General features: G+C 56.7%; 22 protein-coding genes, 2 tRNA genes and 2 pseudogenes. 2 read left to right on the forward strand and 24 right to left on the reverse strand.

Annotation, left to right across the window (positions count from 1 at the left end):
* Window positions 1-3 precede the first annotated feature (3 nt).
* From ADH66_RS11585 to fba, 17 genes are all read right to left on the reverse strand, one after another.
* Entirely contained in the window at window positions 4-294 is a 291-nt protein-coding gene (locus ADH66_RS11585; RefSeq protein WP_157130704.1) for a hypothetical protein, read from the reverse strand.
* Window positions 291-1580, reverse strand: coding sequence for a histidinol dehydrogenase (gene hisD, locus ADH66_RS11590; protein ID WP_066540618.1), 1290 nt, complete (start codon window positions 1578-1580; stop codon window positions 291-293). Before hisD ends, ADH66_RS11585 begins: the two co-directional genes overlap by 4 nt.
* Window positions 1581-1603: 23 nt before the next feature.
* Window positions 1604-2233: an ATP phosphoribosyltransferase gene (gene hisG, locus ADH66_RS11595; protein WP_066540615.1), complete on the reverse strand. Its 630-nt coding sequence runs from the start codon at window positions 2231-2233 to the stop codon at window positions 1604-1606.
* A complete protein-coding gene (gene hisZ / locus ADH66_RS11600) occupies window positions 2230-3438 on the reverse strand; it encodes an ATP phosphoribosyltransferase regulatory subunit (protein WP_066540611.1) in 1209 nt (402 codons plus the stop codon). The genes hisG and hisZ overlap by 4 nt, the downstream gene beginning before the upstream one ends.
* A 110-nt stretch (window positions 3439-3548) precedes the next feature.
* A complete protein-coding gene (locus ADH66_RS11605) occupies window positions 3549-4565 on the reverse strand; it encodes a S66 family peptidase (RefSeq protein ID WP_066540604.1) in 1017 nt (338 codons plus the stop codon).
* A gap of 26 nt (window positions 4566-4591) precedes the next feature.
* A complete protein-coding gene (locus tag ADH66_RS11610) occupies window positions 4592-8932 on the reverse strand; it encodes a PolC-type DNA polymerase III (protein WP_084384519.1) in 4341 nt (1446 codons plus the stop codon).
* A gap of 20 nt (window positions 8933-8952) precedes the next feature.
* Complete coding sequence (locus tag ADH66_RS11615) at window positions 8953-9567, reverse strand: histidine phosphatase family protein (RefSeq protein ID WP_066540602.1); 615 nt, start codon at window positions 9565-9567, stop codon at window positions 8953-8955.
* Entirely contained in the window at window positions 9564-10376 is an 813-nt protein-coding gene (locus ADH66_RS11620) for an alpha/beta fold hydrolase (RefSeq protein ID WP_066540601.1), read from the reverse strand. The genes ADH66_RS11615 and ADH66_RS11620 overlap by 4 nt, the downstream gene beginning before the upstream one ends.
* Window positions 10369-11427 (reverse strand): flavodoxin-dependent (E)-4-hydroxy-3-methylbut-2-enyl-diphosphate synthase, encoded by a 1059-nt coding sequence (gene ispG / locus ADH66_RS11625; RefSeq protein ID WP_066540600.1) that lies wholly within the window; start codon window positions 11425-11427, stop codon window positions 10369-10371. The genes ADH66_RS11620 and ispG overlap by 8 nt, the downstream gene beginning before the upstream one ends.
* A gap of 78 nt (window positions 11428-11505) precedes the next feature.
* Window positions 11506-12567, reverse strand: coding sequence for a M50 family metallopeptidase (locus ADH66_RS11630; RefSeq protein WP_066542015.1), 1062 nt, complete (start codon window positions 12565-12567; stop codon window positions 11506-11508).
* A gap of 22 nt (window positions 12568-12589) precedes the next feature.
* On the reverse strand, window positions 12590-13762 hold the full coding sequence (locus tag ADH66_RS11635; protein ID WP_066540594.1) for a 1-deoxy-D-xylulose-5-phosphate reductoisomerase: 1173 nt from the start codon (window positions 13760-13762) through the stop codon (window positions 12590-12592).
* A 25-nt stretch (window positions 13763-13787) separates the two neighbouring features.
* On the reverse strand, window positions 13788-14351 hold the full coding sequence (locus ADH66_RS11640) for a GNAT family N-acetyltransferase (RefSeq protein ID WP_066540591.1): 564 nt from the start codon (window positions 14349-14351) through the stop codon (window positions 13788-13790).
* Between the two features lie 2 nt (window positions 14352-14353).
* Complete coding sequence (locus ADH66_RS11645; RefSeq protein WP_066540589.1) at window positions 14354-15175, reverse strand: phosphatidate cytidylyltransferase; 822 nt, start codon at window positions 15173-15175, stop codon at window positions 14354-14356.
* 30 nt (window positions 15176-15205) lie between these two features.
* Window positions 15206-15928, reverse strand: coding sequence for an isoprenyl transferase (locus tag ADH66_RS11650; protein ID WP_066540587.1), 723 nt, complete (start codon window positions 15926-15928; stop codon window positions 15206-15208).
* 10 nt (window positions 15929-15938) lie between these two features.
* The gene (gene frr, locus ADH66_RS11655; RefSeq protein WP_066542010.1) at window positions 15939-16493 is read right to left on the reverse strand and encodes a ribosome recycling factor; all 555 of its coding nucleotides are present in this window, start codon (window positions 16491-16493) and stop codon (window positions 15939-15941) included.
* 43 nt (window positions 16494-16536) lie between these two features.
* Window positions 16537-17241 carry a UMP kinase gene (pyrH, locus tag ADH66_RS11660; RefSeq protein ID WP_066540584.1) on the reverse strand — a complete coding sequence of 235 codons (705 nt, stop codon included), beginning with the start codon at window positions 17239-17241 and terminating at the stop codon, window positions 16537-16539.
* Window positions 17242-17421: 180 nt separating this feature from the next.
* The gene (gene fba / locus ADH66_RS11665) at window positions 17422-18285 is read right to left on the reverse strand and encodes a class II fructose-1,6-bisphosphate aldolase (RefSeq protein ID WP_066540581.1); all 864 of its coding nucleotides are present in this window, start codon (window positions 18283-18285) and stop codon (window positions 17422-17424) included.
* A gap of 159 nt (window positions 18286-18444) precedes the next feature.
* On the opposite strand from fba, the gene ADH66_RS11670 reads away from it, so the two are divergent.
* Window positions 18445-18520, forward strand: a tRNA-Ala gene (locus tag ADH66_RS11670).
* 209 nt (window positions 18521-18729) lie between these two features.
* On the opposite strand, the gene ADH66_RS21800 is transcribed toward ADH66_RS11670, so the two are convergent.
* The 5 genes and pseudogenes from ADH66_RS21800 to ADH66_RS11700 form a co-directional block, all read right to left on the reverse strand.
* Complete coding sequence (locus ADH66_RS21800) at window positions 18730-18933, reverse strand: transposase domain-containing protein (RefSeq protein ID WP_084384518.1); 204 nt, start codon at window positions 18931-18933, stop codon at window positions 18730-18732.
* Window positions 18934-18963: 30 nt separating this feature from the next.
* A pseudogene (tnpC, locus tag ADH66_RS21805) lies at window positions 18964-20299 on the reverse strand (IS66 family transposase).
* Window positions 20262-21206, reverse strand: a complete 945-nt coding sequence (tnpB, locus tag ADH66_RS11690; RefSeq protein WP_066540571.1) for an IS66 family insertion sequence element accessory protein TnpB — start codon at window positions 21204-21206, stop codon at window positions 20262-20264. Before tnpB ends, tnpC begins: the two are co-directional and overlap by 38 nt.
* Window positions 21207-21396: 190 nt before the next feature.
* Window positions 21397-21481 (reverse strand) — tRNA-Tyr (locus tag ADH66_RS11695).
* 609 nt (window positions 21482-22090) lie between these two features.
* Window positions 22091-22519, reverse strand: coding sequence for an RrF2 family transcriptional regulator (locus ADH66_RS11700; RefSeq protein WP_066540568.1), 429 nt, complete (start codon window positions 22517-22519; stop codon window positions 22091-22093).
* Window positions 22520-22647: 128 nt separating this feature from the next.
* Here ADH66_RS11700 and ADH66_RS11705 point away from each other — a divergent pair, with 128 nt between their 5' ends.
* Complete coding sequence (locus tag ADH66_RS11705) at window positions 22648-23415, forward strand: EFR1 family ferrodoxin (protein WP_066540566.1); 768 nt, start codon at window positions 22648-22650, stop codon at window positions 23413-23415.
* 210 nt (window positions 23416-23625) lie between these two features.
* On the opposite strand, the pseudogene ADH66_RS11710 reads toward ADH66_RS11705, so the two are convergent.
* Window positions 23626-24195, reverse strand: a pseudogene (locus ADH66_RS11710) (IS630 family transposase); the annotation flags it as partial.
* 21 nt (window positions 24196-24216) lie between these two features.
* A complete protein-coding gene (locus ADH66_RS11715; RefSeq protein ID WP_084384410.1) occupies window positions 24217-24669 on the reverse strand; it encodes a winged helix-turn-helix domain-containing protein in 453 nt (150 codons plus the stop codon).
* Between the last annotated feature and the right edge of the window lie 310 nt (window positions 24670-24979).

The following is a 24979-nucleotide window of genomic DNA, read 5'->3' on the forward strand; positions in this document are numbered from 1 at the left end:
CCCCTATCTGCCCCTCCAGCCGTATTCCTTCACGCACCACATGACCGTCTCAAACACATCGTCCAGGCTGTCCTCCGGGCTGATGTACCTGCGCTGGCCGATGCTGTCCCAATACTCGTTGCCGAACAGGCGCTTTTTTACCGATATCTCCACGTTGCTGTCGTCGAAATACACCTTATACTGTTTTCGCCCCCGGCTGAAGTACAGCACGGCGGCTGATTTCTTCTCGCCTATCCACTCCAAGCGCCCCTGGCCGGTCAGCGCGCCGTAGACCTCCTCAAGGGTGTCCATCATTCCTCCAACCGCACGCGGATAGAGTTAGCGTGAGCGGTCAGCTCCTCTGTCTCGGCAAGCTCGATGATATCCCCCGCCGCCCCCATAAGCGCGTCCTTAGTATAATAGATGAAGCTGGATTTCTTGATAAAGTCATCCACCGACAGCGGCGAGAAGAATCGGGCCGTGCCGCCGGTGGGCAGCACATGGTTGGCTCCGGCAAAGTAGTCCCCCAAAGGCTCCGGGGAGTAATTCCCCAGGAAAACCGACCCGGCGTTGTCCAGTCTGCCCAGATACTCAAAGGGGTCCCGGCAGCAGACTTCAAGATGCTCCGGGGCCAGCTGGTTTGCAAACTCCACGGCTTCCTTCATGTTCTCACAGACTATCACCGCTCCGTAGCCGTCCAGGGCCCTCTCGATGATATCCCGGCGGGCCAGCGTCTCAAGCTGTCTGTACAAGGCGGAAACCGTGCTCTCCGCCAGTTTCCTGTCGTCGGTTATGAGAATAGCGGAGGCCATGGGGTCATGCTCGGCCTGGCTCATCAGGTCCGCCGCCAGATACTCCGGGTCCGCCGAACTGTCGGCGATTATCAGTATCTCGCTGGGCCCGGCTATCATGTCTATGTCAACTACGCCGTAAAGCTGCTTTTTTGCCGTTGCCACAAAGATATTGCCTGGGCCCACTATCTTGTCCACCTTGGGTATGCTCTCGGTGCCGTATGCCAACGCCGCCACCGCCTGGGCCCCGCCCATAAGGAACACCCGGTCCACTCCGGCCACCAGGGCCGCGGCTATTATATTGGGGTCAGGATGTCCGGCCCGCCCCGGGGGGGTCGCCATGACTATCTCCCCGACCCCCGCCACCTTGGCGGGTATCACGTTCATTAGCACGGACGAGGGATACCCCGCCGTGCCGCCGGGGACATATACCCCCACCCTGTGCAGCCCACGGACCCGCTGGCCCATGATAACGCCGTTTGGCTGGGGGTCTATGCGGCTCTGCTGCTTCTGGCGGCTGTGGAAGTCGTATATGTTCGCCGCCGCCCGCTTCAGGGCCTCTAAAAATTCCCCGCTGCACCGGGCAGAAAGTTCCTCCATCTCCTCCCGGCTCAGCTCCAGCCTGTCCGGGGTCCAGCCGTCGAATTTCTCTGAGTATGCTTTTACAGCCTCGTCGCCGCCGGTGCGCACGTCCTCTATAATTCTTGCCACCTTCTGTTCTGTCTCCGGGTCCGTCCTGCCCACACGGAGCTTCAGTTCCTCTATAAAAGCCCGCCGCTCCCGCTCCGTGGCGTTTACTATCTTTATCATAGTACCTTCCTCCCTCTTTTGGTTTACTTATCCAGCCGGGCCTCCAGACGCGCAGCCAAATCCTCTATCTCCCCCTTGCGCAGCTTCAGGCTGGCCGCGTTGACTATCAGCCGCGCAGAGACCTCGGCCACAGGCTCGACTACCATAAGGCCGTTCTCCCTAAGGGTCGCGCCGGTCTCCACCAGGTCCACAATACCGTCCGCAAGGCCCAAAAGGGGCGCAAGCTCCACAGATCCCTCTATCTTTATGACCCGCACGTCCATGTTCTTCCCCTGGAAAAACCGCCTTGCCACATTGGGGTATTTTGTGGCGATGGTCTTGCCGCCATAGCCGCCGTAGAAATCAGCCCCCTTAGGCGCAGCCAGGGCAAAGCCGCATTTGCCGAACTTTAGGTCCAGTATCTCAAAGAACTGGCCGCCCCTCTCCATTATCACGTCCTTGCCCACTACCCCCAGGTCGCAGACTCCGTGCTCCAGGTAGGTTATCACGTCCCCGGCCTTTGCCAGCACAGCTTCAAGGCTGTCCCCCACGGGCAGTATCAGCCTGCGTCCCTTATCATGGAGGGCGGAGCAGTCCAGCCCGGCCTTCTCCATAAGCTTTGCCGTGGAGCTCTCAAGCCTGCCCTTTGTCAATGCTATGCGCAGCGGCTTCATACTCTCCCTCCCATGTCAGCAATCTCTATGGTCCTGACGCTCCTCCCCACCGCCACTACGGTGGGGAGGCCCTCGCTCCTTGCGTACTCCAGAGCCTCCTCCAGAGTTTCCCAGACAGAGCCCTCGCAGACCTGTCCGCCGGCTGTGCGCCGCATAAGCTCCCGCTGGGCCTGGGGCTCAAAGCCCGGCTCGCCGTGGACCAGCACTTGGGCCGCCCTCTCCTGGAACATACCGGGCTCCAAAAGGGCGGCGGCCGCGTCCATGTCCATGGCGAAGCCCATGGCGGGCATATCCGGGCCGAACCGCCCGCAGAGGTTGTCATATCTGCCGCCGGTGAGCACCGGGCCCCCATGTCCCTGGACATACCCGGAAAACACCACGCCGGTATAGTAGTCGTTGCGCTGCACCAGCCCCAGGTCCACCATCAGCCGCCGGCCCAGGCCCATTTCCCCTAGGGCCGTGTACAGGGTGCGTAGATAGTGCAGGGCCTCCGCCGCCCCGCCGTCAAGCCGCCAACTCTCGGCCTCGGCCAAAGCCTCCTCCCCGCCAAAGAGCCTTGGCAGTCGCCGCAGGGCCTTAGCCTCCGGGCTGTCCCCTAAAGGATCCAAGAGCCCTCCCAGGGCCCCATAGTTTTTTGTCTCGATGGTGGCCCGTATCTCCTCCCGACTCTCCGGCGGCAGCTCCAGCCGCTGGACCAAATGCCGGAACAGGCCCGCGTGGCCCAGTTCGATGCGATAATCGCCGCCCACCGCCCCCATAGCCTCCGCGGCCGCGGCCATAACCTCCAGGTCCGCTCTGAGCCCCGCCGCCCCCAGCAGCTCCACTCCCATCTGTGGGGCTTCGTGGCTGCGGCCGGAGAGCTCAGGATAGGCACGATAGACGCTCTGGCAGTAATAAAGGCGGATAGGCCGCCGCCGGCTCTGGAGCCTTGCCGCAGCCATGCGGGCTATGGGCAGGGTGGAATCCGGCCGAAAGACCAGAAGCCTTCCGCCGCTGTCAGTGGATTTATACATCTCCTGCTGTGGCAGGGCCGCGCCCTGAAGGCTGAACACGTCATAATACTCCAGTCCGGGAGTAATCACCTCTCTATAGCCCCGTCTTGCGAAAATAGCTGTCAGCCGCCGCTGGGCCTCCCTATGGGCACGGCACTGGTCAAAGAGTACATCATGCACCCCCTCTGGGGTAAGCTTGCTGTAATTTTTCATCTGAGCGGGACTCCCTCTCAATTTATTGTGATAATATAATAAACCATTAGGCATGTATTGTCAAGCGATTTATCGCGTTAATGTGATAATATGGCAAATTATTTATATGTTCAGCACACACCGCTCTCCAATATAGTGAAACTTGCGGAAGCACAGTCCAACTCCGCCAGGGCCCCAATAGGCAGCACAGTCATGGGGGTACGGTGTCCAAAGTCCACACCCTCCAGCACCGGCAGGTCCTCCCTGTGCACCTCCTGCCTCAGCACTTTTAGGAGCATCTGGTCCTCCTTCTCGCTCATTGCCGGTGTGATGATCCCCGCGCAAACGTCCAGCGCCCCGCTGGCCGCCAGGGCCCGCCAGCCGTGCAGGGCGGCAAGTGCGCTGTTATAGGGCGAGATATTCTCCATAAAAATTATGCTCCCCTCCCAGAGCTCTCTATCGGGGAAGATATTTGTGCCCATTATCTGCTGTAACGGGCCCCAGCAGCCTCCAATGAGCCTGCCCTGTACCTTTCCCCTGCCCTGGATAAGCTTGTAACCCGGGTTCTCCTGCCAGACTATATCTTCTTCCGGCTTGTCCTGCCACTCGATGGGCGTATATTTCGGGCAGGGCTCCACACGGCCTATTATCTCCCCGGAAAAGAGCGCTTTCCTCATGGCGCTCTCAGTGTATTCATCCAGCCTGCCCGGCTGGGCTATGGGAGTCAGGAGACTGGGGCCGTAGTAGCTCATGACCCCGGCATGGGCAAATATACAACATGAAGTTGTGATATCGGAGAAACCCATGAATATCTTAGGATGGGAACGTATAAGGCCGTAGTCCAAGTAAGGGAACAGCCGGTAGGAATCGTCCCCGCCCATGTTCGTGATGATGGCTTTGACCTCCGGGTTTTCCAGCGCCCAGTGCAGATCCGCCGCCCTTAACTCCGGGTGCTGATAGATGTACTCGTTCCCGGCCAGGGCGTGGGGCGTTTCCACCACCTTCAGGCCGAAGACCTCCTGAAGCCGCCGCTTGCCCAGCTCATAGCGCCAGAGCATATCCTTGTCGCCTGCTCTGCCGCCGGATATGGAGATCGTGGCGACGGTGTCACCCGGGTGGATACGTTGGGGTTTTATCAGTTCTTTCATAATGCTCACTCCTATATTTTAATATTTTAAAACAAACTCGTCTGGCTGCTCTCCGGCAGGCCCCGCAGCGCGCCCACCTCTTTGAGGGTGTCTATCACCGAGCTGGACACCTTGGCCCTATCTTGCAGATCGTCAATAGAAATGTACTCGCCGCCAGAATTTTTCGCGTCCTCCAGACTCAGCGCCGCCGCATCGCCAACGCCCTTCAGGCTGGAGAAGGGCAGTCGTATTTTGCCGTCCTCAACAACGAAACGCTTTGCCGAGGATTTGTATAAGTCTACTCCCAACAGTTCTATGCCCCTCGCCATCATCTCATTGATTATCTGTAGGGTTTCAAACTCGCCCTCCTCCTTGGCGCTGGCCTCCCGGTTCTTTATCTTCTGGTCGATGTCCCGCATACGGCGCAGCACCGCGTCCCGCCCCCCCAGGGCCGTGGCGCCGTCAAAGTCCTCGCTGCGCACGGTGAAATACGCGGCGTAGAACTCTATGGGCTTATGCACCTTGTACCATCCCAGGCGCAGGGCCGCTATCATATATGCCGCGGCGTGGGCCTTTGGGAACATATACTGTATCTTGAAACAGGAGTCAATGTACCACTGTGGCACGTCGTGGTCCTTCATGGCGGCTATATGTTCCTCCGTAAGCAGCTTCCCGGCCTTGCCCTTGCGGACTATCTCCATAATTTTAAAGGCCATCTTTGGCTCAAGTCCCTTGTTGAGCAGGTACACCATAATATTATCACGTGTACCTATAACCTCAGAAATGGTGCAGGTTCCGTTCTTAATAAGCTCCTGCGCGTTTCCCAGCCATACCGCCGTACCATGGGACAGGCCGGATATCTGCAGGAAATCCGAGAACCGGGTGGGCTCACATTCTTCAAGCATTCCCCGCACAAAGTTTGTCCCCAGCTCCGGCAGGGACAGGGTTCCTGTCTTCACTCCGTCCAGGTCCTCCGGGGTAACTCCCAGGGCCGCCGGAGAACTAAACAGGCTCATGACCTCCGGGTCGCTCATACTGACCTTCATCACGGGTATGCCGGTATACTCCTCCAGATAGTGATAGATGGTGGGCACATCGTGGCCCAGCTCGTCCAGCTTGCACACGTTGTCGTGTATGGAGTGGAAGTCGAAGTGGGTGGTGATATTGGGCGAGTCCTGCTTGTTGGCCGGGTGCTGTATGGGACAGAAGTCGTAGACCTCCATGCCCCGGGGTATGACTATCATGCCCCCGGGGTGCTGGCCGGTGGTGCGCTTCACCCCCGTGCAGCCCAGGGCCAGCCGCTTCTCCTCGGCCTTGTGCAGTGTTTTGCCCCGCTCCTCGGCGTAGCTCTTTACATAGCCGTAGGCCGTCTTTTCCTGCACGCCGGAGATGGTCCCCGCCTTGAACACGTTGTCCCTTCCAAAGAGCTCCTCTGTATAGCGGTGGGAACTGCTCTGTTGCTCGCCGGAGAAGTTCAGGTCGATATCGGGGACCTTGTCCCCGTCGAAGCCCAGGAAGGTCTCGAAGGGTATGGTATGGCCGTCCCGGTCCATGGGCTCCCCGCAGATCGGACAGTTTTTGGGCGGCAGGTCAAAGCCCGAGTCGAAGCTTCCGTCGGTTATGAACTCGCTGTGCTTGCACTTGGGGCAGATATAGTGAGGCTCAAGTGGGTTCACCTCGGAGATACCCGACATACTGGCCACAAAGGAGGAGCCCACCGAACCTCTGGAGCCCACCAGATAGCCGTGGGCCTCGCTGTCGGCCACCAGCTTTTGGGCAGTCATATACAGCACGGAGAAGCCGTGCTTGATTATGGAGCCCAGTTCCTTATTAAGCCGCTTTTCAACTATCTCCGGCAGCGGGTCTCCGTACCGCTCCTTGGCCCTGCGCCAGGTGATGTCCACCAGCTGCTCCTGAGCGCCCTCGATAAACGGCGGGAAATTGCCCATGGGCACCGGCCTTATGCTGTCGCACATATCGGCGATAAGGTTCGGGTTTGTGACCACCACCTCAAAGGCCTTCTCTTTACCCAGGTACTCGAACTCCTTTAGCATCTCCGCCGTGGTGCGCATATACAGCGGGGCCTGCTGGTCCGCGTCGGCAAAGCCCTTCATTATCACCCGGCGGTAGTCCGCGTCCTTTGGGTCCTTAAAGTGCACGTCCCCGGTGGCAACCACTGGCTTATTAAGCTTCTCCCCAATTTTCACGATGGTACGGTTGTACTCTCTGAGGCCCTCCTCGTCGGTCTCGCCGTTTCTAACCATGAACATATTGTTGCCGATGGGCTGTATCTCCAGATAGTCGTAATACTCCGCTCTCCTGCACAGCTCCTCGAAGCTGTCCCCCTGCACCATAGCTCGGAAAAGCTCCCCGGCCTCGCAGGCGCTGCCGATTATCAGACCCTCCCGATACTTGTTCAAAAGGCTCTTTGGTATCCGAGGGCGGCGGCTGAAAAACTCCAGATGGGCGGCGGATATCAGCCGGTACAGGTTTTTAAGCCCGGTATTGTTCTTTACAAGAATTATCTGATGATAAGTCTTCAGCTTCTTGGGGTCGCCGCCGGCCAGGGCCGTGTTGATGTCCCTAACCGTCCCTGCGTTCTGGCTGTCCTTTAGCCTTTCGACCAGATTTATGAATATCTCCCCCAGCATGGCCGCGTCGTCGTCGGCCCTGTGGTGGTTGAAGTCACCCAGCTTTAGGTACTTGGCCACAGTGTCCAGCTTGCAGTCCTTTATGTCCTTTAAAAGCGAGCGGCACATGGGCACGGTGTCTATGTATGGGTAGTGGAAAACAGCGCCGCTGCGCTCCCCTGCCGCCCGCAGGAAGGAGGTGTCGAACCCGGCGTTATGGGCCACCAGCACCGGGTCCTCTCCGCAGAACTCATAGAACATCCGGAGCGCTTCGGCCTCCTTGGGTGCCCCGGCCACCATCTCATTGGTGATGCCTGTCAGCTCGGTTATCTTCGGCGGTATGGGCTTCTCCGGGTCCACAAAGGTGTCAAAATGGTCAAGGAGCTTGCCGTTTTTCACACGCACCGCGCCTATCTCCGTTATACGCTCCTTCTTTGCCGAAAGCCCCGTGGTCTCAAGGTCAAAGCAGATAAACTCCCCCGAGAGGTCCCTGGCGCTCTCCCCAACGGCGGCAGGCACCAGGTCGTTTACAAAGTACGCCTCCGTGCCGTAGATGACCTTGAAATCAGGGTCCTCCTTGTTTATGGCCTCCTGGGCGTTCATAGCGTCCGGGAAGGCCTGGGCCACGCCGTGGTCGGTGATGGCTATGGCTCGCTGGCCCCACTTATGGGCCTGCTTTATCAGTTCCCCCGCCGGGGTTATCCCGTCCATTTCAGACATACTGGTGTGCAGGTGCAGCTCCACCCGCTTCTTATCGCTGGGGGCGTTATCCACTATCTCCACCTGGTCCACCGTGGCGATGGCCCTAGGGCGCAGTACGTTCTCCCGGTCGTATTTGTCATACTCAAGGCTGCCGCGCACAAGTATTGACCTGCCCTTACTCAGCTTGTCCAGCTCTTTGCACTGCCCCGCGTCCTGTATGATTTTTATTGTGGTAGAGCCGGTATAGTCCGTTATGTCTATAGAGTATATCTTCTTGGTCTTATCCCTGGTCTCCTTGCTCTCTATGTCGAATATCTCCCCCCATACCACCGCGCTGCCCAAATCCAGGCTCAAGTCACGCAGCGGTATAGGCTTGCCCTTTGGGACCTGCCCCAGCAGGGGCCGGGCCGTCTCCGGGATTATCTGCGGAAGAAGGTAATCCCCCTCGCGCACCTCTATCTTTCTTTTTGCTGTCTCCCTGGCCATGGACTCCTCATAGGCCTCCATCTCCCGGATTACGGCCTCCCGCTGGCGCTTGACCTCCTGATTGTGCACCCGCTCGAGAAGGGAGCCGTCGCCCTCGTTTACCGTGAGCTTGCCAGCAAACTCCACTGTGCAGCCGATATCAAACCAGTCCCCGATAAGCCCCGCCAGCTTCTCCGCCGTGCCCCGGGCGGCAAGCAGCTCATAGCCGCCGTGGGCCAGGGTAACAGTGAGCTTACCGCCTTCGAAGGCCGCCTGGGCTCCCCGAAGACTGCCGTTAAGAGTCGCGTCCCGCTCCTTCAGGGCAGCGGCAAAGGACTCCAGCTGCTCCGGGTCGAAGGCTTCAGCCGGAAAGCTCGGCCGCACTGTCACCCGCCTATAAGCTCTCCCGGCCACCTGCCCACCAAAGCGCTGCAGCTCGCCGTACTCCACAAACCCGGGAAACCTTACCGCCAACTGCACGGACCGATCCTCCCGGTCAATAGCAAGGCTCTCTATCTCCCCCTCCAAAAGCGGCCGGGGAAAGGTCACACCGTTTATCTCCTTTTGAAAAAACGCTCCTATACTGCTCAAATTAGCCTCCCCCCTGCCGCTCAGTCCCTGATGTATGACAGATCTCCCGCACGTACTATCCTTCGCTCCCAGCCCTCATATATATTGAACTCCCCCACGGTCCCAGCCTTGCCGAAGATGCCGCAGGTATTCATGACCTCCGGCGGCAGGCCCAGCCAGACCACGTTCCACACGCTGAGGGCCCCGCCGTGGGACACCAGAACCAACGTGTCCTCGGGCCGCCCGAGCATCTCCTCGCAGAGCGGCATAAGGCGCTCGTAAATCTCCCTTTTGGTCTCGGCTCCGGGCATACAGCGCTCATCTATATTGTCGCCAAAATTATCGCAGTGCTCCCTGTACCATTCCTGGCTCTTCCCCATAACTGCCGGGCCGAAGTTTTTCTCCCGCAGTTCTTTTCTGTACTCCACCTCAACTCCCAATCTTTCAGCTAAAGGCGCGGCGGTATGCGCTGCCCTTTTCAGGTCCGAGGAGTATATCTTTACGGACTGCCCCTTAAGCTCCGCCCCCAGCCGCTCCCCAATGCGGCGGGCCTGCTCAAAGCCCAGCTTCGTCAGCTCCCAATCATTCCAGCCGCCCATCATGCCGTTTATATGCTGCTCTGACTGACAGTGTTGGAGGGTGATTATGCGCTTCATCGGCTGTTCTCCTTTATAAATATTTCTATAAGCTCATTTACTCTCTCGGGCGCGTCCGTGTTAGAGTTATGTCCCGCGCCCTCCAGCCACACCAGCCGGAAGCCGGTCTTCTTCGTCCACGCCCTATTATATCGCTTAGACGAGCCCGCTCCGTCCTTCTTGCCGCAGAGCAGCAGCACCGGGCAGTCCGGCTCACGGTTCCCGTGGGCCTCCACCGCAAGACTCAAGAGCTTATATCCGTGGGCAGCCAGTTCACAGTATTCCTTTGGTGAATACACACGCATCATACCCTCCATAAGCCCCCGCCCATACTCCGACTGTGCAGTGCCTGTAGCGCCCAGCTTAACCAGCAGCTCCCAGGGGATAGGCCGGTATATCCAATAGGCGTGCTTCAAAAGCGCCAACTCCACTCCCGCAAAATAATCACGGCTAAGGGGCGCGGAATCTATCGAAACGAAGCCCCTAACCGTGCCGGAAAAACGCCTTATGTACGCCTGGGCGATATACCCGCCCAGGGACTGCCCTATAAGCGCCGGCCTGTCCACTCCCTCGCGTTCAAAAATGCTGTGGAGATATTCGGTCAGCTGGTCCATGTAAAACTCCAGCCTGAAGGGCCGGGAGCCGCCGTGGGCGGGAGCGTCCCATACAAGGCAGTTATACTTACCCTCAAAATACTCGATCTGCTTGTCGAAAAGCCTGTGGTCTGCCGTAAGCCCCGGCAGAAATACCAGCCAAGGCCTGGCTTCACCCGCTGCGTTTACCCAGTAACGTATGTCTCCAAACGAGGTATGAAATATTTTCTCAACCATCTACAGCCTCTCCTATCTCCAGCAAAAGCTCCTCTAAAAGCCGGTTCTCCGGCACTTTACGAAGTATCTTCCCCTTTCTGAATATCAGGCCCTCGCCCTTGCCTCCGGCAATGCCCACGTCGGCCTCCCTGGCCTCCCCCGGGCCGTTGACCGCGCAGCCCATCACCGCCACGGTCAGGTCCTTCTGGCAGGCGGAGAGGGCCTGCTCCACCCGGTTCGCAAGGGGTATCAGGTCTATGCGCGTGCGCCCGCAGGTGGGACAGGCTATGAGCTTCACTCCCCCCCGGAGCCCCAGGGCCTTCAAAATATCTATCCCCGCCTTGACCTCCTCCACGGGGTCCGCCGCCAGAGACACCCGCAGGGTGTCGCCTATGCCCTGCTGCAACAGGCTCCCGATGCCTATAGAGGACTTTACCATACCCATACGCGCCGTGCCCGCATGGGTTATGCCCAGGTGCAAAGGGTAATCACAGCGCTCGGAGGCCTGCTGATAAGCCCTGACGGCAAAATCCACCGAAGAAGCTTTCATGGAGAGAACTATGTCCGTAAAGTCGAACTTCTCAAGTAATGACGCGTGATACAGCGCGCTCTCACACAGGGCCTCGGGGGTGGGATGGCCGTATTTTGCCAGGATATTCTTCTCCAAAGAGCCGTCGTTTACCCCTATGCGTATGGGTATGTTCCTCTGGCGGCAAGCGTCCGCCACGGCCTTCACCCGGCCGTCCTCCCCGATGTTGCCTGGGTTTATGCGTATCTTATCAATGCCCGCCGCCGCCGACTCCAGGGCCAGCTTATAGTCGAAGTGGATATCCGCCACCACCGGGATCTGCACCGCCCGCTTTACGGCTGGTATCAGCTCCCGCACCGCCGCCATGTCGGGTATCGCTATGCGCAGAATCTGGCACCCGGCCTTTTCCAGTGCCCTGGCCTGGGCCACGCTGCCGGGGATATCCGTGGACCGGGTGCTGAGCATGGACTGGACCGGTATTGGGGCCCCGCCGCCTATAAATACGTTACCGGCCTTGACCTGCCGGGTGATTTTCCTGTTCATTTTATACTTCCTTTCAGCGAATTCACAAATACAAGGCCCCACCCCCTGGGAGCGGGACCTTGCTGTACCGGTTTTTCTCTATCCTGTGACAATGCGCCATATATCGTGGAAGGTGATAAGCGCCATCAGGCCTATGAGCAGCATAAAGCCCGCCGCGTGTACATACCCCTCATATTTCGCGGGCACCGGCCTGCGGGTCACGCCCTCCCATATGAGGAACAGCAGCCGCCCGCCGTCCAGGGCCGGAAGAGGCAGGAGATTGATTATGCCCAGGTTCACCGTTATCATTATCATCATCATGACAATATTGCTCACCGCCTTGCCGAAGCCCTGGCTCAGGCCCGCGCCCGCCGCCTGGGATATGGCCTGGGCCGTGCCCACCGGCCCGGCTATCTCATTGAGCCCGAACCGTCCTGTCAGCAGGCCTTTAAGGCTCTCTATCACCATGCGGGCCGTGGAAAGGGTATCGGTAGCGGCACGGCGCAGCACACAGGAAATGCTGCGGGACTCCGGCAGCACATAAAAGTCCAGGGCGGGCACCTCGCTGCCGTCCTCCAGAAGCTGGGTGCGCATGGCAAACTCCTGAAGCTCCACTCGCGCTCCGTCCCGCTCCACCGTCATGCGCACGGCCTTTGGGTCGGCCAGGGCCAGCGCAAAGGACAGGTCCCGGTCCGTATACACTGCGTAGCCGCCCACCTCCACTATCCTGTCACCCACCCGGGCCCCCGCCGCTTGGGTGGCCGACTCTTCGGTGAACTTTGAGAAGGTGGTGGTGGAAAAAACGTCCTGGGGGGCCAGCACCATCAGCATCATGATAAAGCCCAATATGATATTGAAAACTCCTCCGGCAACCACCACCAGGAGCCTTCTCCACACCGGCTTGTTGCCAAAGGCCCGCTCGTCGCTGCTCTCCTCGTCCTCTCCCTCCATGGCACAGAAGCCGCCTATGGGGAAAAGCCGCAGGGCGTATAGAGTCTCCCCTCTCTGAAAGCTGAAGAGCTTCGGTCCCATGCCCAGGGCAAACTCGTTTACCCGGATGCCCGAGAGCTTAGCCATAAGGAAATGCCCCAGCTCGTGGAAGAACACCACAAAGCCAAAGAGCAGCACGCCGATAATAATAAGCAGAACCGTATAAAACACCTGCAATGTACCATCTCCTAAACTATATCTTCTCTTGGGAAATTACCGATCTCACAAATTCACGGGCGGCCATATCCGCCCCCAGAACCGCCTCTACGCTGTCCGCAGGGCAGTCAGGCTGGCGCTCCATTGCCCTGGCACAGAGCTCGGGTATCCTCATAAAGGGCAGTTTCCCCTCAAGGAACGCCCCCACGGCCTCCTCGTTTGCGCCGTTCACCGCCGCCGGGGCAAGACCGCCCCTTTTCAGCGCCCTTATCGCTATATCCAGGCAGGGAAAAGCGTTAAGGTCCGGCGGGTAGAAGTGCAGGGACTGAACTTTAAACAGGTCCAGCTCCTCCACCGGGGAGGGCAGACGCCGGGGGTAGGTCAGGGCGTACTGTATCGGCAGGCACATATCCGGCGCCCCCATCTGCGCTATCACCGAGCGGTCCGAATACTCCACCATGGAGTGCACTATGCTCTCCCGGTGAACCACCACCTGTATTTTCTCCGGGGGCACGTCGAACAGCCAGCTGGCCTCCATCACCTCCAGGCCCTTGTTCATCATGGTGGCCGAGTCAATAGTCACCTTCGCCCCCATGGACCAGTTGGGGTGGTTGAGGGCCTGCTGAGGAGTTACGCCCTCCAGCTCCTCCCTGGTCCTGCCAAAGAAGGGCCCGCCGGAGGCCGTCAGCAGTATGCGCCGCAGCTCCTTTTTATTATTCCCCTGTAAGCACTGGAATATGGCCGAGTGCTCGCTGTCCACCGGCAAAATATCCACGCCCTTTTCCCTGGCCAGCCCCATTACCAGCGCGCCCCCCGCCACCAGGGTCTCCTTATTGGCAAGGGCTATGGTCTTTTTCGCCTTTATTGCCGCCAGAGTGGGCCGCAGACCCACCATTCCCACCACGGAATTCAGCGTGACCTCCGCGCCCTCCAGGGCCGCAGCCTCGCAAAGGCCCTCCATGCCCTTCAGCACCCGCACACTCATATCTCTCAGCCGCACCCGCAGGTCCGCCGCAGCCTCGGAGTCGTATACCGCCACAATCTCCGGGCGGAATTCCCTGGCCTGCTCCTCCAGCAGCTCCACGTTATGATGAGCCGCCAGCGCCGCTATTCGGAACATGGCGCACCCGTCCCGGTTCAGTTTCCGCACCACCTTCAGCGCCTGGGTGCCGATAGAGCCAGTAGAGCCTAAAATCGACAGCGTCTTCATTCTTCACGCTCCTCTTTTACGTCTCTTATAGTTCCTTCCTGTAGATATAGTATCCCTGCCGCTGGGCAAAAAGCACAAATCCAAGCCGCTCATATAGCCCCACCGTGCCGTGATACTGCCAGGGGTAGTCACGCTTTGTAAAAGGATATCCCTCGACGTAACGATATCCCTTTGATCTCGCGTCGGACAGCAGCCGCTCTAAAGCCATCGTCGCAAGCCCCTTACCCTGATACCCCTCGGCTATATCCATACAGTACATTATACTGATAACCCCGGGCCCGCAGTCCTCCGAAAAGAAGCTATCATCCCCGCAGACGGTCTCATAAGCGCTCTTATCCCCCGCGTTGCACCAGCCTACAGGCCTATCTCCGTCAAAGAGCAGATAGCCGGTCATCCTGCCGGAGTCTATCAGCTCCTTCGCCGCCATCCTTCGGTCGAATACCTCAGTATAGCGGGCCTCGTCAATAAGATGGCTCTCAAGGCAGTAGCAGTTGGCCCTGGGGTCCCCGGGCGGGAAGGCGCTCTCCTCAAAGTAGCGGAAAAACTCCCCCGACATACCCGGCATCAGGGGTTTTATGCTTATATTCATTTTCACACCCCCGCCAGTGGCAGGAACGTTACCAATAAATATACAAAAGGCACCGCGAATATGACGCTGTCAAACCTGTCCAGCACCCCGCCATGACCCGGTATCACCTGTCCGAAATCCTTTATATGGCAGCTGCGCTTTATAATGGAAAAGCTCAGGTCTCCCAAAACGGATATAAACGAGCCGAAAAAGCCTATAAGGAACAGGGCCAGATAGTTGACCTCCACAGCGCCCCGATAGAACACCGCCGAGAACCACACCCCGCACAGCAGCATCACCAGAACGTCCACCACCGTGCCGCCGATAAGCCCCTCGATGGTCTTCTTGGGACTTATCTCCGGGCAGAGCTTATGCTTTCCGAACAGCGTCCCCGCAAAGTAGGCGCCCACATCCGCCACCCAGGCGGAGAGCACCGCTATGAGCACGTAGAACATACCGTGCCCACGGTTCAGCTCTCTTAAAGACACCAGCGTGTGCAGAGCACAGGGTATTATCACCACCATGCTGTACAGCACGGCCACCTCCTTGAAGGTGGTCTCATGGTGATAGACGATAAGCGCCGAAAAGACTATAAGTGTATAGAGACAGTAGGTGAGGAACTGGAACTCCTCATTGCAAAAGGGCACCGCCGCCGCTGCCGCCATAGAGGGCAGCAGCAAAAACAGCTTCTTTTGCAGCCCAAGGGCGCTGGCCAGCTCATGGACCGCCGCCACAGATATCACGGCAACGGCAATATTCAGCGCCAAGGGAAATATCCTGTCAAAAACTACTATGGCGGCCATAAAAACCGTCAGCACGATACCGGATAAAACTCGCTGTACCATGATGAAGTTCACCTTTCCTTTGTGAATAGTTCACACCCCGCCGAAGCGCCGCTGGCGGGAGTTGTAAATGGCTATGGCACGGTCCAGGTCCCCGGTTTTGAAGTCCGGCCAGAGGAGGTCGAAATAGACGAACTCCGCATAGGCGCACTGCCATAAAAGAAAGTTGGAGATGCGCTGCTCCCCGCTGGGCCGTATTATAAGGTCCGGGGCGGGCTGTCCCGCGGTGTAGAGGTATCCGTCAAACAGCTCCTCCGTCAGGTCCTCCGGGCTGCGTCTGCCCGCCTGCACCTCCCCGGCAAAGCACTGGACGGCGCGCAGAATCTCCGCCCGCCCACCGTAGTTCATGGCAAGATTCAGCACCATGCCGGTCTTTGGGGCCGAGGCCTTTTCCACCTCCGCGATAAGCTCCCTAAGGTCCGGCGAGAAGGCGCTCACGTCCCCGATAAACCGCACCCGGATATTCTCGTCCATAAAGTCCCTTAGGGCCTCCCGCAGGTAGTCCTTGAAAAGGCCCATCAGCGCCCCCACTTCGTCGGCAGGCCGAGACCAGTTCTCTGTGGAAAAGGCGTACACCGTCAGGAATTTGATTCCTATCTTCGATGCGTATCGGGTTATGGTCCGAAAGTTCTGGGCCCCGGCCCTATGCCCCATGGAACGGGGCTGAAGGTGCTTTTTGGCCCAGCGGCCGTTGCCGTCCATTATTATGCCCACATGGGCGGGCACGTACTGCGCGGATATATCCTTCTCAGGCATAAGGTTCTCCTCAGATCTCCAGAATTTCTTTCTCTTTGTCTGCGGCGCAGGCGTCAATGTTCTTTATATACTTATCCGTCAGCTCCTGGGTCTTCTTCTCCGCCTGCTTCAGGTCATCCTCGGTTATCTCGGACTTCTTTTTCATGTCCTTCAGCTTCTCCATGCCGTCCCGGCGGATAGAGCGCACCGCGACCTTTGCCTCCTCCGCCAGCTTGCTGGTCTCCTTGACCAAATCCCGTCGGCGCTCTTCGTTCAGCGGCGGGAAGGTGAGACGGATCATCTTCCCGTCGTTCTGGGGGTTCACCCCCAGGTCAGAGGTCTGTATGGCCTTCTCAATGCCCCTTAGCACCGAGGTATCCCAGGGCTGTATGGTCAGGACGCGCGCCTCTGTGACCGCCACCGCCGCCAGCTGGTTTATGGGCGTGGGGGTGTCATAGTAGTTCACCATTATCCTGTCCAGCACCGCCGGGTTTGCGCGCCCGGCGCGTATGGCGGCATACTCCTCCTGGAGATGGCCCACGGCCTTCTTCATTTTGCTCTCGGCTTTTTCAAAAACGTCCTTCATCTCTGCCATTTTCTTTCCCTCCTGATATTGAAGTTAATATTTTTTATTTCACCAGTGTGCCTACCGCTTCGCCGCTTACCGCCCGCACGATGTTCTCCGGGTCCTCAATGCTGAACACCAGCCAGGGGATGCCCCTGTCCTTGCAGAAGGAGGCGGCTGTCATGTCCATGACCCCCAGGTTCTGGTTCAGAACCTCCATAAAGGTCAGCTCCTCGTAACGCTTTGCCTCCGGGTTCTTCTTGGGGTCGCTGTCGTAAACGCCGTCCACCATGGTGGCCTTAAGGATAATGTCGGCCTCTATCTCCGCCGCGCGGAGCGCCGCCCCCGTGTCCGTGGAGAAGAAGGGGTTGCCGGTGCCGCAGCCGAAGACTATCACCCGGCCCTTCTCCAGGTGCCGGACAGCCCTGTTGCGGATATAGGGCTCCGCCACCTCCTGCATGGCGATGGCGGTCTGAACCCGTACAGAAAGGCCCAGCTGCTCAAGGCCGTCGGCCACGCCAAGGGCGTTTATGACCGTTGCCAGCATACCCATGTGGTCGGCCCGGGTGCGGTCCATCTTGCCGCTGCTGCGTCCCCGCCAGAAGTTGCCGCCGCCCACCACGATGGCCACCTCACAGCCCATATCGCGCAGGGTCTTAACCGGCCTGCATATGTCCATAACCGTATCGAAGTCGATGCCGTGGCCCTGGGACCCGGCCAGGGCCTCCCCGCTGAGCTTCAGAAGCACCCTCTTGTATTTTGGCGTCATAGTCTCACACTCCGTTTCTTGAATATGATTATTTCCGGGCCGGCTGCATCCCGGCGGCCCGCCCTGCGCATATACATAGCCTAATTGTACATGAAAAATCCTCCTTTGTAAAGCTTTATTTTTTGCGCCCATAACAAAACAGGCGGCACAAAAGTGCCGCCTATTTATTAGTTATCACGTTTACGCCTTGCCCACAGAGCCGAACAGCTCCATCTTCTCCTTGACAGTGGCCTTGATGGCCTCGGTGCCGGGAGCCAGCAGCTTGCGGGGGTCGAAGCCCTTGCCCTGCTTGTCCTTGCCCTCCTCAATGTACTTGCGGGTGGCGGCGGCGAAGCTCAGCTGGCACTCGGTATTCACGTTCACCTTGGAAACGCCAAGGCTGATGGCCTTCTTCACCATCTCCTCAGGTATGCCGGTGCCGCCGTGGAGCACCAGAGGCATGGTGCCGGTCTTCTCCTGGATCTGGGCAAGAACGTCGAAGTTCAGGCCAGTCCAGTTCTCGGGGTACACGCCGTGGATATTGCCGATGCCCGCAGCCAGCATGGTGACACCCAGGTCGGCTATCTGCTTGCACTCGGCGGGGTCGGCCACCTCGCCGCCGCCCACGACGCCGTCCTCCTCGCCGCCGATAGCGCCTACCTCGGCCTCGACGGAGATGCCCTTCTCCCCGGCGATGCGGATGATCTCCTTGGTCTTCTCAATATTCTCTTCAATGGCATAGTGGGAGCCGTCGAACATAACGGAGGAGAAACCGTCCTCCATAGCCTTCAAAGCGCCCTCATAGCTGCCGTGATCCAGGTGCAGGGCCACGGGCACGGTGATATTAAGGGTCTCAAGCATTCCCTTCACCATACCGACGACAGTGTTATAGCCGCACATGTACTTGCCCGCGCCCTCGGACACACCTAAAATAACAGGAGAATTGCACTCCTGGGCGGTGAGCAGCACAGCCTTGGTCCACTCCAGGTTGTTGATGTTGAACTGGCCCACGGCATACTTTCCGGCCTTGGCTTTGGTAAGCATTTCCTTTGCAGAAACTAACATAGCGATTTCCCTCCGATTTTGAATTCACGCCGGTTCCCCGGCACGTCTTTTCTATATTATAGCCGAGCGCACTGGAAAAAGCAACCTAAAAACTGCAAAAAAATCTGAAAAACCCCCTTTACAATCTGCGCGAAGTGTGGTAAACTAAAAAAGCTGTATGGGCTCGTGGCTCAGCTGGGAGAGCGCCGCGTTCGCAACGCGGAGGTCGAGGGTTCGATCCCCTTCGGGTCCACCATCCTAAGAAAACCAAAAAGATATTTGGGCAAAAAACCGCGTAACCACGCGGTTTTTTGCATCTCGGAAGCCTGGATTTGAAAAGTCAAAAACGTAGATGAAAGTAAGCGAAAAATAGATACGAACCCTCGTAAAAAAGGAAAAAAGCAAGAGCGGTTCCCATAAGGAGCCACTCTTTGAAAGAATTAATGCATTAAATTGGCCAACTGGTTATCGGCACAAGTCTTGTGCCGCATCATTCCAAGGCGCGCAATCGTCAGCAGAGGTTCCTACCGGCAGCCGTTCCAATAAGAACTGGAAGTACCGGAAAGGCCGCAGGCCGTTAGCTTTAGCAGTCTCCACAATAGAATAAGCGACTGCACTGGCGTTGGCCCCTCTGGGCGTGTTGGAAAACAGCCAGTTCTTCCGGCCCACGGCAAAGGGCCGATAGTAACCGCAAGGTTACTATTCAGCCCGCTCCGCACGGTTGTTGGATAATTCCAAGCGACCGTCCAGGAACACGTGCATCAGCCACTCTTTCTGTTTCACAGCATAGGTCAGCGCCGCGCCATAGGCAGACTTTGGCACGGGGTTGCGGTCATATTCATTTTTGGCCCAGGCAAAGAATTCCTCTGCTATGGGGAAAGAATACTCTTTCCTTGCCTGGAACCGCTCCTGGAAAGAGAGCCTTTTCTCCGTGTATCCAGCTTCCAGCTCAAACAATTTGTTGCAGTAACGCAATCCAGTCTGTGCCGGATGCTTTTCCCTCGCGTCTTTGGGCAGAGTTTTGAGAGTATCTGTGAATTTTCTCCTCATGTGGGCCCAACACCCAACCGCGGTTATGTCCGGCGGCAGCTTACAATGGTAGGCCTCATACCCATCGGTGTGGAGGAATCCTGAGAAACCCGTCAAGAAAGCCTTGGCGTGCTCCCCGGCCCGGCTGGGCTGGTAGTCATACAGAACCACCGGCCTTTCACTGTCCCCAGAGGTCCGGTAGACCCACACATAGCTTTTTTGTGTGGCTTTTCTGCCATCCTCCCGCAGCACGGTCAGTGTGGTCTCGTCCGCGTGGAGTATCTCGTTAGAAATCACTTCCCTGCGCAAACGCTGGAAGAAATCCTCAAACCATCTCTCGTGGGTGGCGATCACCCAGTTTGCCATTGTCTGCCGGCACACCGATCCGCTGAAATTCCTGTTCCTGCCGGTACAACGGCAATGCCAGCGCATATTTGTTGTTCAAAATGTGCGCAAGCAAGCTGGGCGAAACGATCCCGCTGCCAGGGAGGAGCCCCGCTGGGACTTCGCTCTTTTTCATGGGCGTGGCTAACGCGTTTTTCTCACAGTTCCGGCAGCTGTAGGCCGTCTGAACATGTTCCACTATCTTGTACTGCGCCGGAACATACCGCAGTTCCCTCCGAACAACCTCGTGGCCGCAGGCATGCATCTTCCCGCCGCATACCGGACAAACCTGTTCTCCCTCTGGCAGCTCGTGAACAATTTGCTCTGTTGGCAGCTTAGAAAAGTCCAGTTCCCGTTTCCCAGCCTGCTTTTTCCTCTTGTATACGATCTGCTCTAAATCGGGCTCTGCTGCCTTAGGGTCTGCCAGCGTTTCCGGCTCATTGAACAGCGAGGTCTGTTCCTCCAGTTCTACGCTCTTTTCGCTGGACGGCCCAAATTGTTTGGAGCTGCAAATGACGTTGGGCCTGTCGTCCCAAGTCACTTGAACTGCCCTTTGAACCAATCCACCTGCTTGCGTAACTGGGCTATTTCTTTGTCCTTCTCGCTGACGATTTCCTGCCACGGCGCTTGCTCAGGCAGAAACCCGCTCCGTCCCACTCCAGATATTTTATCATTGTGCCACTGAAATCCCGGAAAACGTAGAGGTTTCCGTCATAGGGGCTGTGATTCAGTTGATACCGGATGATCCCCAGCAGCCCGTCCAGCCCCGTATACATGCTGGTTTCCCCGCACACCAGCCATACCCTTTTCCCCCGTCTTGGGGGTGGGGATTTTTTGCTGGCCTCATGCAGCTGTTCCTTCCAATCCTCCGCGTTGGTGTACCGGATGCGCCTCATGCCCCGTTTGTGGCCAGGGTCATGCCGGGCTGCTGCCGCGCATTCCCGGCTGCAGTATTTCTGCTCTGACTTGACAAACGTGCTGAATCCCTCTCCGCACCAGCCGCAGACCCTATCCTCCCTCGTCTGTGCCATGGCCTGCAAATAACACTCCCGGCTGCAGTACTCCCCGCCATGCCACCTTTCGCTGGTGAACTCTTTTCCGCAAAACGCGCATCTGCGCATTCCCGGCTCCCTGGACGGGTTTGCCTTGCGATATTCCTTCCACCACTCTTTCCGGCACTCGTCGCTGCAAAAACGCCGGGTCTTGCAGTTCCAGTCCAGTTCAAATTCTACCCCGCAATTGGGGCAGACCTGTTTCCCTCGTCCCTGCTCATGCTGCTTTTCCTGCCTCTGCTTTCTATGGTACTCCTGGCGGCAGCGGTCGCTGCAAAAACGCCTCCAACGGCCGCGCTCTCCGCTCTGCTCCACGGGGGCTCCGCATTCCGGACAGACGTCCACTTTGCCCCCATAATACCTCTTGGCGTTATGGTATTTTATTCTGCACTCCGCGCTACAGAACTTCTGGCGGCTCTTGTGGCAGGTCGGCTCAAACTCTTTCCCACACCACTGGCATTTGTGCTCTGTTCCCATTCCTTATATCCTCCGTTTTTCTTCATCCCTCCTTCATTATACCGCCTTCTTCTTTTCTTGCGTAGGTTCGTATCTATTTTTCGCTTACTTTCATCTACGTTTTTGACTTTTCAAATCCAGGCTTCCAGGCATCAAAAAACCGCGCCATGGCGCGGTTTTTTGAGCGAATATCTTTTTTATATCCACAGGATGGTGGTGGAGAGTGGATTCGAACCACTGAAGTCGTCGACAACAGATTTACAGTCTGCCCCCTTTGGCCACTCGGGAACTCCCCCATAAATTATGAAATTGTATACAAGCGATGCGCCCGGTTTTTGGGAACCGGGCCCGTCCCGCTGGAGCTGGTGAACGGACTCGAACCCCTGACCTGCTGATTACAAACAGTGTGGGGAGCGTTCATTGGGTGATTTTCGGCAGTTTTCGGCCCTTTCCAGCAACACATACAGACGGGTTCCAGCCCTATCTCCTCAATTATTTCCACACAGTTTTTCCGCGTGTGGGTCGGGGTGTGGGTCAGCCAAAACATAGCAGGCAAACCCACAAACCGGCTCCGACAAATACGCTCAAAATTTGCGCCGCTTAACAAAGAATAGCGAGCTTGTAATAAGAGCATCCTCCGGGCGTTCATCAGGCCGAAGAAAAACTTCAGCGTCTCCCAAAATTTTGGACGCAAGCATGGAGGCGAAGAATAGTGTTCCCTTCTCAACGGGCATAACATGACAAAAATCGAAAAAGCAAAAAGAGCATGAAAAGGTCTGTTTTGATTTCTTAAACCAAAACCATCTCCAAGGTCAACCGGCGTGTCGCTATCTATATTTCCTATGGAGGATATTAATTCTACTTGTTACTGTTCCCATTATTTCATGGTTTGCATATAAACATTATCATGTTAACTTGTGATAATTATCTACAATTTCTTTCATGGAGACGCTTTGCAGGCTGACTTGCAAAGCGTCACGAATCCCATCATAAGAAGCATCTAAAACGCTGTGAATATTTTTTCCAATCGGACAGAGAGGGGACGGCGCGGCGTGGATCCCGATCAGCTTGTTCAAAAAATCCGGCTCCAATGCGTTGCATATGCGGTAGAGCGTGATGTCCTCCAAGGGACAGCTGAGCGTTGCGCCGCCTGTTCCGAGCTTGACAGAGAGTATCCCCTCTTTTTTCAGACCGCTGATAATATTCCGGATGGTAACGGGATTGCTTCCTGTGGAAAGCGAGAGCAGGTTGCTGGTAACCTTCTGTGTTTCTCCGTATTCATTGATAAAGATGAGACAATGGATTGCAATAGAACACTTTGTGCTGATATGCATGGCAACGCTCCTCCTTTTATCCGCCTGGCCATTATACCACAAAAAAAGTGAGGTGTAAAGCTTGACATGACACCTCTCGGCTGATATAGTAATTAAGGTGTAAAATTAAAAATTACAGGAGGCTCGTTATGAAGCTGGTACAAATCGTTTTCAGCCCCACAGGAGGGACCCAGAAGGTCGCCGATATCCTCACAGAGAAGTGGACCGGTACGGTAACTCGCGTGGACTTATCCGATGGAAATTTAGCCATCTCGGACATTGCCATCGAGCAGGAGGACGTTGCGCTGATTGCAGTACCGTCCTATGGCGGACGGGTTCCGGGACTTGCTGCGCAGCGGCTTGGAAAGCTCAAGGGAAACGGTGCAAAGTGTATCATTGTCTGCGTGTACGGAAACCGGGCCTATGAGGATACCCTTGTTGAGCTGAAAGATATTGCGGAGAATTGCGGTTTTCAGACCGTTGCCGCTGTTTCAGCCGTGGCGGAGCACTCCATTATGCACCAGTATGCCACTGGCAGGCCCGATGAAAAGGACATAGAGGAATTGCAGGGATTTGTAGAAACGATCTTTGAACAGCTGACCACAGGCAAACTGACAGCATCCGCGCCTGAACTGCCGGGGAACCGCCCCTATAAAAAGGCAGGAGGGGCCGGACTGGTGCCAAAGGCTGACAAGAACTGCATAGGTTGCGGCCTTTGCGCAAAAAGCTGTCCTGCTCAAGCGATCAACCCCAACAACCTCAAAACTGCGGACGGAAAGAAGTGTATTTCCTGTATGCGCTGTGTTGTGAAATGCCCGAGATCCGCCCGAAAAGTAAACGGTGCAATGGTTTCCGCGGCGGCGCTGGCAATCAAGAAAGCTTGCAGCGAGAGAAAGGGCAATGAGCTGTTCTTGTAATTCTTGGCAGGAAAGTCAATAAAGCAAGGGATACAAGGTGCACAGCCAAGAAGCGCTGTCGGCCCGCGTGAGGGGTGTGTTGGGCGATTTGGGCCGGCGGTCGAAAAAGTTATCGGCCACCGGCCCAAAACGCCGTGTGAGGGCATTTGTGGCGATTTGTGAGGGGCGTCTGGTTTCACCCCCGGCAGCAGCACAAATTCTCCGTGAGTATTACCCCCGAACAAGAATATAGGAAATCTGATTATGTTGAAAGAAAGCGGAGACCTTATCAGGAGAATGTTGTAATGTTCGCATGAAGGAAGTAGTTTTATGGCGGATATCGTATATGGTCCGAGGTAAGTCGCCAGAATGGACCGAAAGTTTCAGCGCGTGATTGAGATATTCGTCCGGATTGCTCTCGGGAGCATAGGGCGGCAGAAAGAACAGCTCGATTTTATCCCGATGCTTGTCCAGCCAGGCTGCGGCTTTCTTCCCGTGGTGCACCTTTAAGTTGTCCAAAATCAGGAAAACCTTTTGGTTGGAGGTCCGAATCAACCGGTCCATAAATTGGATCAGGCGCTGCTGGTTCATGGAATCCTCGTACATCATAAAGCGAACGTCCCCCTGCCTGCTCAGGGCGGAAAGCATATTCAGCCTCTCTCTTTTCGTTTCCACCGACAGAACAGGAGGCTGTCCTTTGGGTGCAAACCCGCGCTCACAGTTCGAGCAGTTGTCGATTCCAGTCTCGTCTCCCCAGTAAATCACGGCATTTTCTGCCTTGGCCCGCTGGTCGATGGCCGGATATTCTTCCTCCCGCCACCTTTAGATACGGGAAGGATTCTGTTTCCGGGCACGCTTGACCGGACGCTGGCACGTCAAGCCCCAGCGCCGCATATAATCCGACACACTGCCGTCCGAGATCTTTTTCCGATACCTTTTCCAGACGTATGCACACACTTTCTTCAGCGTCCACAGACTCCCAGGAATGCCGAATTCCTCTGGGCGGCGGGTAACAATCGTTTCCCGTATTTCCGCCTGCTCCTCCGGTGTCAGAAGCAGATGCGTCCCCTTCTGGAATCCGTGTTTCTTCGGTTCCAGCGCTTTGTCTCCCTCTCGCTTATATGCCGTCCATATTTCGCTGGCGCGACACTGCCGTACTCCGGTTAATTCCTCTATTTCTTTCCCGGTTTTCCCCATCTTTTTGAGGCGTACGACCTGCCGGCGTATCTGCTTGAGCTCTCCACTTTTCAGTTTTCGTAAATCTATGTATTCCATACTCCCTATTTTACCACTTTCTACTGCTTTTTTCTAGGTCGTTTTTCAGGAATAATAACCGCGCCAATCTGCTGCAGGAATATGCACTGAAATGAAAGATAATCCGGTCAGAGAGTGCGGAGAAAACATGATCGAAAAACAAGCAGAAACAAGCCGCAGATAAGATGGGAAATTTTATGGACAAGGTCATGTGAAAACAAGTCAAGCAAGCAAAACGGCTGGAACTTCCTTTCCGGAGGTATCCAGCCGTTTTCCTTTATTTCCGCGTGTGGGTCTTAATGATTTCCCTATAGTACAGAGCATAGCATAA

Origin of the sequence: Acutalibacter muris (assembly GCF_002201475.1) — a bacterium.
Classification (GTDB): domain Bacteria; phylum Bacillota; class Clostridia; order Oscillospirales; family Acutalibacteraceae; genus Acutalibacter; species Acutalibacter muris.

Bases quoted from the DNA above. Each gene is read 5' to 3' on its own strand.
- ADH66_RS11700 (WP_066540568.1), bottom strand. From the start codon at position 22,519: ATGCATATCAGCACAAAGTGTTCTATTGCAATCCATTGTCTCATCTTT.
- ADH66_RS11635 (WP_066540594.1), bottom strand. From the start codon at position 13,762: ATGAAGACGCTGTCGATTTTAGGCTCTACTGGCTCTATCGGCACCCAG.
- ADH66_RS11715 (WP_084384410.1), bottom strand. From the start codon at position 24,669: ATGGAATACATAGATTTACGAAAACTGAAAAGTGGAGAGCTCAAGCAG.
- ADH66_RS11615 (WP_066540602.1), bottom strand. From the start codon at position 9,567: ATGAAGCGCATAATCACCCTCCAACACTGTCAGTCAGAGCAGCATATA.
- tnpB (WP_066540571.1), bottom strand. From the start codon at position 21,206: ATGGGAACAGAGCACAAATGCCAGTGGTGTGGGAAAGAGTTTGAGCCG.
- ADH66_RS11605 (WP_066540604.1), bottom strand. From the start codon at position 4,565: ATGAAAGAACTGATAAAACCCCAACGTATCCACCCGGGTGACACCGTC.
- ADH66_RS11620 (WP_066540601.1), bottom strand. From the start codon at position 10,376: ATGGTTGAGAAAATATTTCATACCTCGTTTGGAGACATACGTTACTGG.
- frr (WP_066542010.1), bottom strand. From the start codon at position 16,493: ATGAAGGACGTTTTTGAAAAAGCCGAGAGCAAAATGAAGAAGGCCGTG.
- ADH66_RS11650 (WP_066540587.1), bottom strand. From the start codon at position 15,928: ATGCCTGAGAAGGATATATCCGCGCAGTACGTGCCCGCCCATGTGGGC.
- ADH66_RS11645 (WP_066540589.1), bottom strand. From the start codon at position 15,175: ATGGTACAGCGAGTTTTATCCGGTATCGTGCTGACGGTTTTTATGGCC.
- ADH66_RS11585 (WP_157130704.1), bottom strand. From the start codon at position 294: ATGATGGACACCCTTGAGGAGGTCTACGGCGCGCTGACCGGCCAGGGG.
- ispG (WP_066540600.1), bottom strand. From the start codon at position 11,427: ATGAACAGGAAAATCACCCGGCAGGTCAAGGCCGGTAACGTATTTATA.
- hisZ (WP_066540611.1), bottom strand. From the start codon at position 3,438: ATGAAAAATTACAGCAAGCTTACCCCAGAGGGGGTGCATGATGTACTC.
- pyrH (WP_066540584.1), bottom strand. From the start codon at position 17,241: ATGACGCCAAAATACAAGAGGGTGCTTCTGAAGCTCAGCGGGGAGGCC.
- ADH66_RS11640 (WP_066540591.1), bottom strand. From the start codon at position 14,351: ATGAATATAAGCATAAAACCCCTGATGCCGGGTATGTCGGGGGAGTTT.
- hisD (WP_066540618.1), bottom strand. From the start codon at position 1,580: ATGATAAAGATAGTAAACGCCACGGAGCGGGAGCGGCGGGCTTTTATA.
- ADH66_RS11705 (WP_066540566.1), top strand. From the start codon at position 22,648: ATGAAGCTGGTACAAATCGTTTTCAGCCCCACAGGAGGGACCCAGAAG.
- fba (WP_066540581.1), bottom strand. From the start codon at position 18,285: ATGTTAGTTTCTGCAAAGGAAATGCTTACCAAAGCCAAGGCCGGAAAG.
- hisG (WP_066540615.1), bottom strand. From the start codon at position 2,233: ATGAAGCCGCTGCGCATAGCATTGACAAAGGGCAGGCTTGAGAGCTCC.